Genomic DNA, 5,693 nt, shown 5'->3' on the forward strand with positions numbered 1-5,693 from the left:
GGTACAGGAATTCAGCCCCAACTCTTGCACCGCATTTTCGATCCATTCTTCACCACCAAAGAAGTCGGCAAAGGCACAGGGTTGGGTTTATCAGCCGTCATGGGCATTATTAAAAGTCACGATGGGTTTCTCGATGTCCAAAGTCAAGCAGATCGGGGTACCCAATTTCAGATCTACATCCCCGCCAGCGATACCCCGATTCAGCCCACCGAGAATGAACCAGAACTACCCTCCGGTCGGCAACAGTTGATTCTAGTCGTCGATGATGAAATCGCGATTAGTACGCTGATTAAAGCCACCCTGGAGACATATAATTATCGGGTCTTAACTGCTAATGATGGTGCCCAAGCGATCGAACTTTATGTCCAGCATCGAGACGCGATCGATAGTGTTTTAATCGATATGATGATGCCAGTGATGGACGGACTCACCACCGTCACCGCTCTGCACCAACTCAATCCCGATTTACCTGTAATCGCTATGAGTGGACTGAATTCCGTCGAAGCAGTCGATCGAGCAGAACGCTTTGGCTGCCGCTACTTCATCGCCAAACCCTTTACTACCAGAGATCTACTCCAAGCTCTCGCCGATTGTCTGTCAGTAGTGAATTAATCCTAATTCCTAATCCCTAACTAGAATTGTCTGCGGGAAAAAATCACTGTGGTGACGACTAATAATGCGGCTGTGTACACCAGCGCGTACCCAGCATTGAGTAAGAGTACATCTGGCTGTGGAATCACTCCATAGACAGCATCATTCTTGAGATCGAGTCGAGATAAATCTGGTAAAACCAGATATAAATTGTCAGTCATTTGTTGAAATCCTGGATTTTTGGTGACACCTGCTAGCTTCACCATCCCTTCACTTAAATGTCCGACTAAGTACAGTGAAAATGTCAATAGGATTGCGAGAATAGAACTAGTAAATACACCAAATAATAATGCCCCAGCGGTAATCAGACATAGTTCTAAAAACAGGAAAAATGCGGTGAGTAAGAGGGGGACTAATTGATAGTTAATCTGGGCAAGGCTGAGGACGATCAGATAAATGCTTGTCATCCCAGCGACTAGAATCGCCAACACCGCAGATAAACCTAAGTGTTTGCCGAGGATAAATTCAAGACTACTAATTGGTTTGGTGACGATCGTAAATACAGTCCGCTTTTCGATTTCTTTATTAATCAAATTTGTCCCGACAAAAATTGCGACTACCACTCCTAGTAAACTAGCACTTGCTGGCCCAAAATCGGTGAAAATTTTATCTTGGGCAGCACCAGAAATAGCTGGTAATAGTCTCCAAGCCACAAGCATCACCACTCCATAAAAACCAATCGTAAAAAAGATGCGATCGCGCATTACTTCCCGAAATACGTTACTAGCTACTGCCCAAATCCGAATTAAACTCATTCTTTTAGTTACTCCGCTACAATCTATAAATCGGGGATAAAATTTAGGAATTGGGAGCTAATTAATCCAATTAGCTCCTCGAACAAACCTCCTACTAGAGTAAAAGTACCATCATTAATTTAGTGCTATTTTGATCGGGAATTGCCCCTATTCCCTACGCCCTATCTCCTATCCCCCGACTTTTGACAGAAGTTTAGTGAGGGCGACGATACCGCTTCATCGTACATTTTTTGACGACAAGTGAGATGGTGGGACGATATTTTGTCAAGCCATTCTCGTGGAGTATAGTGCTAATTCTGGCCGATTTCCCGAAGGGAAGGCTCCCCCAACGAACCTGAGTTGCTGTTGCAGATTGGCTAAATCCAACTCCAGCGGTGGCAAACATTACAGTCAAAGTTGCTAATATTAATTTTGGCATGAGCGATCGAGTGTTAATTTGATATATTAAACTGTCTAAATAATATTACTACTTTGCCCCGATTCTGAAATACCCGATCGATAATCTCAACGGAATATCCGGTTCAAGTGTAAGATGTAAATGCCATTCTCATCATCAACCACCACTGACGTAGGCTATGAATGCTGATTCCCCATCTACCTTGCCCACACTAAATACTCAAGGAACGGCAGATCCCATCCTCGTCACTCCAGGGGAGCAACCCAAATTGCAAATTCGCCTCAAAAATGAAGATGGAGTGGTGAAATTGATCCTGCCTACAGAAGCAGAGACTCCAGCTTCGGCTAGTTGGAATGACTTGTGGGAACAACTCCAGCAACGACTTCAAGCTGGTAAAAGGTTTTGGCAACCTTTAGCCATAGTTCACCTGATTGCCAACGATCGATTGTTAGATGCCAGACAATTACAAGGCATTGCTGATGCCCTTACCGATGTAGCTCTACAACTCCAACTTGTTTCTACCAGCCGTCGCCAAACTGCGGTAGCCGCTGCAACAGCAGGTTATTCGGTGACTCAGCAACCCGCAGCCCCACTACTCCCCATTCCCACCGCAGAATCCACCCCGCTCCTAGCCGAACCGATTTACCTGCAAATGACCGTGAGATCGGGGATGGATATCCGCCATCAGGGTAATGTGATTATTATGGGCGATGTCAATCCTGGTGGCGAAATTTTTGCCGCAGGGGATATTATTATTTGGGGGAGATTGCGAGGTATTGCCCATGCAGGTTATCCCAATAACCCTCAATGTTTGATTATGGCACTACAGATGGAACCAACTCAACTGCGAATTGCCGATCGAGTCGCCCGCGCACCAGAAACCCCACCGCCGCAGTTCGAGCCAGAAATTGCCTACGTTACACCCCAAGGCATTCGGATTGCTAGAGCGATAGATTTGAAAACTACCCCGTATCTCCGTGAATTAGCCCTACCAGGAGGATCTCTAAGATCTGACTAATGAGATGGAATTATAGATCGAAAATTATCCCCGATCTTCACCAGCAAGCAGATTTTTATAATCCATAACAGTTATTCCCTACCCTCTCCCCCCTCCCCCCTCTTCTTATAATTCATGACTCGCATTATTGTAATTACTTCTGGTAAAGGCGGAGTGGGTAAAACCACTGTGACAGCCAACCTGGGCATGACTCTTGCCAAAATGGGGCATCGAGTCGCCCTCGTCGATGGTGACTTTGGACTGCGGAATCTCGATCTACTGTTAGGATTGGAAAATCGTGTCGTCTATACTGCGGTAGAAGTACTCGCCGGAGAATGTCGTCTCGATCAAGCCTTAGTACGCGATAAACGTCAACCAGGACTGGTATTACTTCCCGCCACCCAAAATCGCAAGGCGGAAATGATCACCCCCAATCACATGAAATGGATGATTGGCGAACTCGCACCCCAGTTCGATTTTGTCTTAATTGATAGTCCTGCAGGAATTGAAATGGGCTTCAAAAATGCGATCGCAGCGGCTCAAGAAGCTTTAATTGTCACCACTCCAGAGATCTCTGCCGTTCGCGATGCAGATCGAGTCATCGGCTTGTTGGAAGCTAGTAATATTAGCCCCGCCAGATTAATTGTCAATCGTTTGCGTCCAGCAATGGTCGAAGCCAGTGAGATGATGTCGGTAGAAGATGTCAGTGAAATTCTCGCTGTCCAGTTAATTGGTGTCGTTCCTGAAGACGAACGAGTAATCACCTCTACCAATCGCGGCGAACCATTAGTGCTTGAAAATAATCCCAATTCCCTAGCAGCTAAAGCCTTTGATAATATCGCCCATCGGCTTTGCGGTGAAAAAACGCCCTATTTAGAACTCGGTGTCGATCGAGATAATTTATTCTCACGGCTGCGCAAAATCTTCGCTAAATAGTAATATAGCTAAAATACGAGCTTAAATTATACTGAGGATTCGATTGAGTCTATCAGCAGTGATTCGCTAGTAACATCTACCCCATCCAAGTTGGGTAAATAAAAACTATAAACAAGTATTGGGTCGGGAAATTTGTCAGTAATTATTGTCACCATTCTTTGCCCATCAACAATTCGATCGTTTAGGTGCTAATTCCTTCTACCGACTGCATTACTATGACTATGATCAATGAATTTCTGGAAATGTTATTCCCTCGCGTTGGTAACGAGCCAAGTCGGGACCAAGTGAAGCGAAGATTGCAATTAGTCATCGCTCACGATCGAACCGATCTTAGCCCCCAAATGGTCGAGCTGATGCGTCAAGAAATTCTGGAAGTCGTATCGCGGTATGTAGAAATTGATGCTCAAGGACTAGATTTTTCCCTAGAAAGCAATCAACGAGTTACCGCTCTCATCGCCAATTTACCCATTCGCCGCGTCAAAGATGATGTTGAAGCCTCGCCGATGGGTTGGGCTGGGGACGATCCGGCGAGTTGAGTAAGGGGTGTGGGGGTGTGGGAGTAACGGAGTAAGGGGGTAGGGGAGTAAGGTCGTAAGGTCGCAAGAAACACCCCAACACCCCACACCCCCACACCCCACACCCCACACCCCCACACCCCCACACCCCACACCCCCACACCCCTCTTTTGAATCACTCCAATTTCTCTTTCGACTGCTTAGGTAAATGTAGCCACACACACGCACGGGCTGGGGTTTTTCATACTCCCCACGGTATTGTCGAAACACCAAGATTTATGCCCGTCGGGACTACTGCGGCGGTGAAAACGCTCACAGCGGCGCAGGTGGAGGAAACCCAGGCGCAGATGGTGCTGGCAAATACCTATCATCTGCATCTGCGTCCAGGTGAAGATGTGATTAAAGCCGCAGGTGGATTGCATAAATTCATGAACTGGAAAGGGCCGATGCTCACCGATTCTGGCGGTTTTCAGGTCTTTAGCCTCAGTAAAACGCGGAAAATTACCGAAGAAGGCGTGACCTTTAAATCACCCCTAGATGGGCGGACGATTTTTATTTCCCCTGAAAAATCGATCGAGATTCAAAACGATCTCGGTGCGGATGTAATTATGGCATTTGATGAATGTCCGCCCTATCCGGCGACTCGCGAGGAAGTCGTCATGGCGACAGATCGCACCTATCGGTGGTTAGAACGTTGCATCAAGGCTCATCAACGCCCTGCAGATCAGGCATTATTCCCGATCGTCCAAGGCGGCGTACACTTAGATTTGCGGGCGGAAGCAGCCAAATCTCTGCAAGAATTTGACGTACATGGTTATGCAATTGGCGGCGTAAGTGTGGGCGAGCCAGCGCATTTTATCCATAAAATTGTCCGCGCCACCGCCCCATTATTACCCGCAAGTAAACCGCGCTACCTGATGGGGATCGGTACCTATAAAGAAATGGCGATTGCGATCGCCTCGGGTATCGATTTATTCGACTGTGTGATACCTACCCGCGTCGCTAGGCACGGTGCAGCCTTCGTCAGGGGCGAAAGATGGAATCTCAAGAATGCCCCCTTCAGACGCGATTTTACCCCCTTAGACGATACTTGCCCCTGCTATACCTGTCAGAACTTTAGTCGGGCTTATCTAAGCCATCTCGTCCGTTGTGGTGAAATTACTGGATTTACCCTGTTATCGCTGCACAATATTACCGAGTTAATTCGGTTTACTCAAAAAATTCGGGATGCAATTTTACGCGATCGATTTATGGAAGAATTCGGACATTGGTTGACTGATGAACATGTGGATTCGATCGACGAGTAAGGGCATAATTTCGGCTATATTTCCTCGATTCGATCGATAACGAGCGGAGCCGAAATGTGGTTGTCGCAGAGGGGAAATCCTTCGCATGGTTGATTCGATCGAAACTTTCTGATCTCTATCGGTTGGCATTTAACG

General features: G+C 46.8%; 7 protein-coding genes. 5 read left to right on the forward strand and 2 right to left on the reverse strand.

The window, feature by feature from the left end; all coding sequences use genetic code 11:
* Nucleotides 1-612, forward strand: a 612-nt coding sequence (locus RMO55_RS16145) for a response regulator (RefSeq protein ID WP_310428093.1), incomplete at its 5' end; no start/stop codon positions are given.
* Nucleotides 613-632: 20 nt separating this feature from the next.
* On the opposite strand, the gene RMO55_RS16150 is transcribed toward RMO55_RS16145, so the two are convergent.
* Together RMO55_RS16150 and RMO55_RS16155 are read right to left on the reverse strand one after the other, a co-directional pair.
* Nucleotides 633-1,406 carry an ABC transporter permease gene (locus RMO55_RS16150; RefSeq protein ID WP_310428095.1) on the reverse strand — a complete coding sequence of 258 codons (774 nt, stop codon included), beginning with the start codon at nucleotides 1,404-1,406 and terminating at the stop codon, nucleotides 633-635.
* Between the two features lie 193 nt (nucleotides 1,407-1,599).
* Entirely contained in the window at nucleotides 1,600-1,824 is a 225-nt protein-coding gene (locus RMO55_RS16155) for a hypothetical protein (RefSeq protein WP_310428096.1), read from the reverse strand.
* Between the two features lie 157 nt (nucleotides 1,825-1,981).
* On the opposite strand from RMO55_RS16155, the gene minC reads away from it, so the two are divergent.
* The 4 genes from minC to tgt all read left to right on the forward strand — a co-directional run bounded on the left by minC (nucleotide 1,982) and on the right by tgt (nucleotide 5,558).
* Nucleotides 1,982-2,821, forward strand: a complete 840-nt coding sequence (minC, locus tag RMO55_RS16160; protein WP_310428097.1) for a septum site-determining protein MinC — start codon at nucleotides 1,982-1,984, stop codon at nucleotides 2,819-2,821.
* Between the two features lie 114 nt (nucleotides 2,822-2,935).
* Complete coding sequence (minD, locus tag RMO55_RS16165) at nucleotides 2,936-3,736, forward strand: septum site-determining protein MinD (RefSeq protein ID WP_310428098.1); 801 nt, start codon at nucleotides 2,936-2,938, stop codon at nucleotides 3,734-3,736.
* A gap of 221 nt (nucleotides 3,737-3,957) precedes the next feature.
* Nucleotides 3,958-4,272, forward strand: a complete 315-nt coding sequence (minE, locus tag RMO55_RS16170) for a cell division topological specificity factor MinE (protein ID WP_310428101.1) — start codon at nucleotides 3,958-3,960, stop codon at nucleotides 4,270-4,272.
* A gap of 149 nt (nucleotides 4,273-4,421) precedes the next feature.
* Complete coding sequence (tgt, locus tag RMO55_RS16175; RefSeq protein ID WP_310428099.1) at nucleotides 4,422-5,558, forward strand: tRNA guanosine(34) transglycosylase Tgt; 1,137 nt, start codon at nucleotides 4,422-4,424, stop codon at nucleotides 5,556-5,558.
* Nucleotides 5,559-5,693 lie beyond the last annotated feature (135 nt).

Source organism: Chamaesiphon sp. VAR_48_metabat_135_sub (genome assembly GCF_031418915.1).
Taxonomy (GTDB): domain Bacteria; phylum Cyanobacteriota; class Cyanobacteriia; order Cyanobacteriales; family Chamaesiphonaceae; genus Chamaesiphon.

Coding starts and splice junctions, on each gene's coding strand:
- RMO55_RS16150 (WP_310428095.1), bottom strand. CDS start 1,406: ATGAGTTTAATTCGGATTTGGGCAGTAGCTAGTAACGTATTTCGGGAA.
- minD (WP_310428098.1), top strand. CDS start 2,936: ATGACTCGCATTATTGTAATTACTTCTGGTAAAGGCGGAGTGGGTAAA.
- minE (WP_310428101.1), top strand. CDS start 3,958: ATGATCAATGAATTTCTGGAAATGTTATTCCCTCGCGTTGGTAACGAG.
- RMO55_RS16155 (WP_310428096.1), bottom strand. CDS start 1,824: ATGCCAAAATTAATATTAGCAACTTTGACTGTAATGTTTGCCACCGCT.
- minC (WP_310428097.1), top strand. CDS start 1,982: ATGAATGCTGATTCCCCATCTACCTTGCCCACACTAAATACTCAAGGA.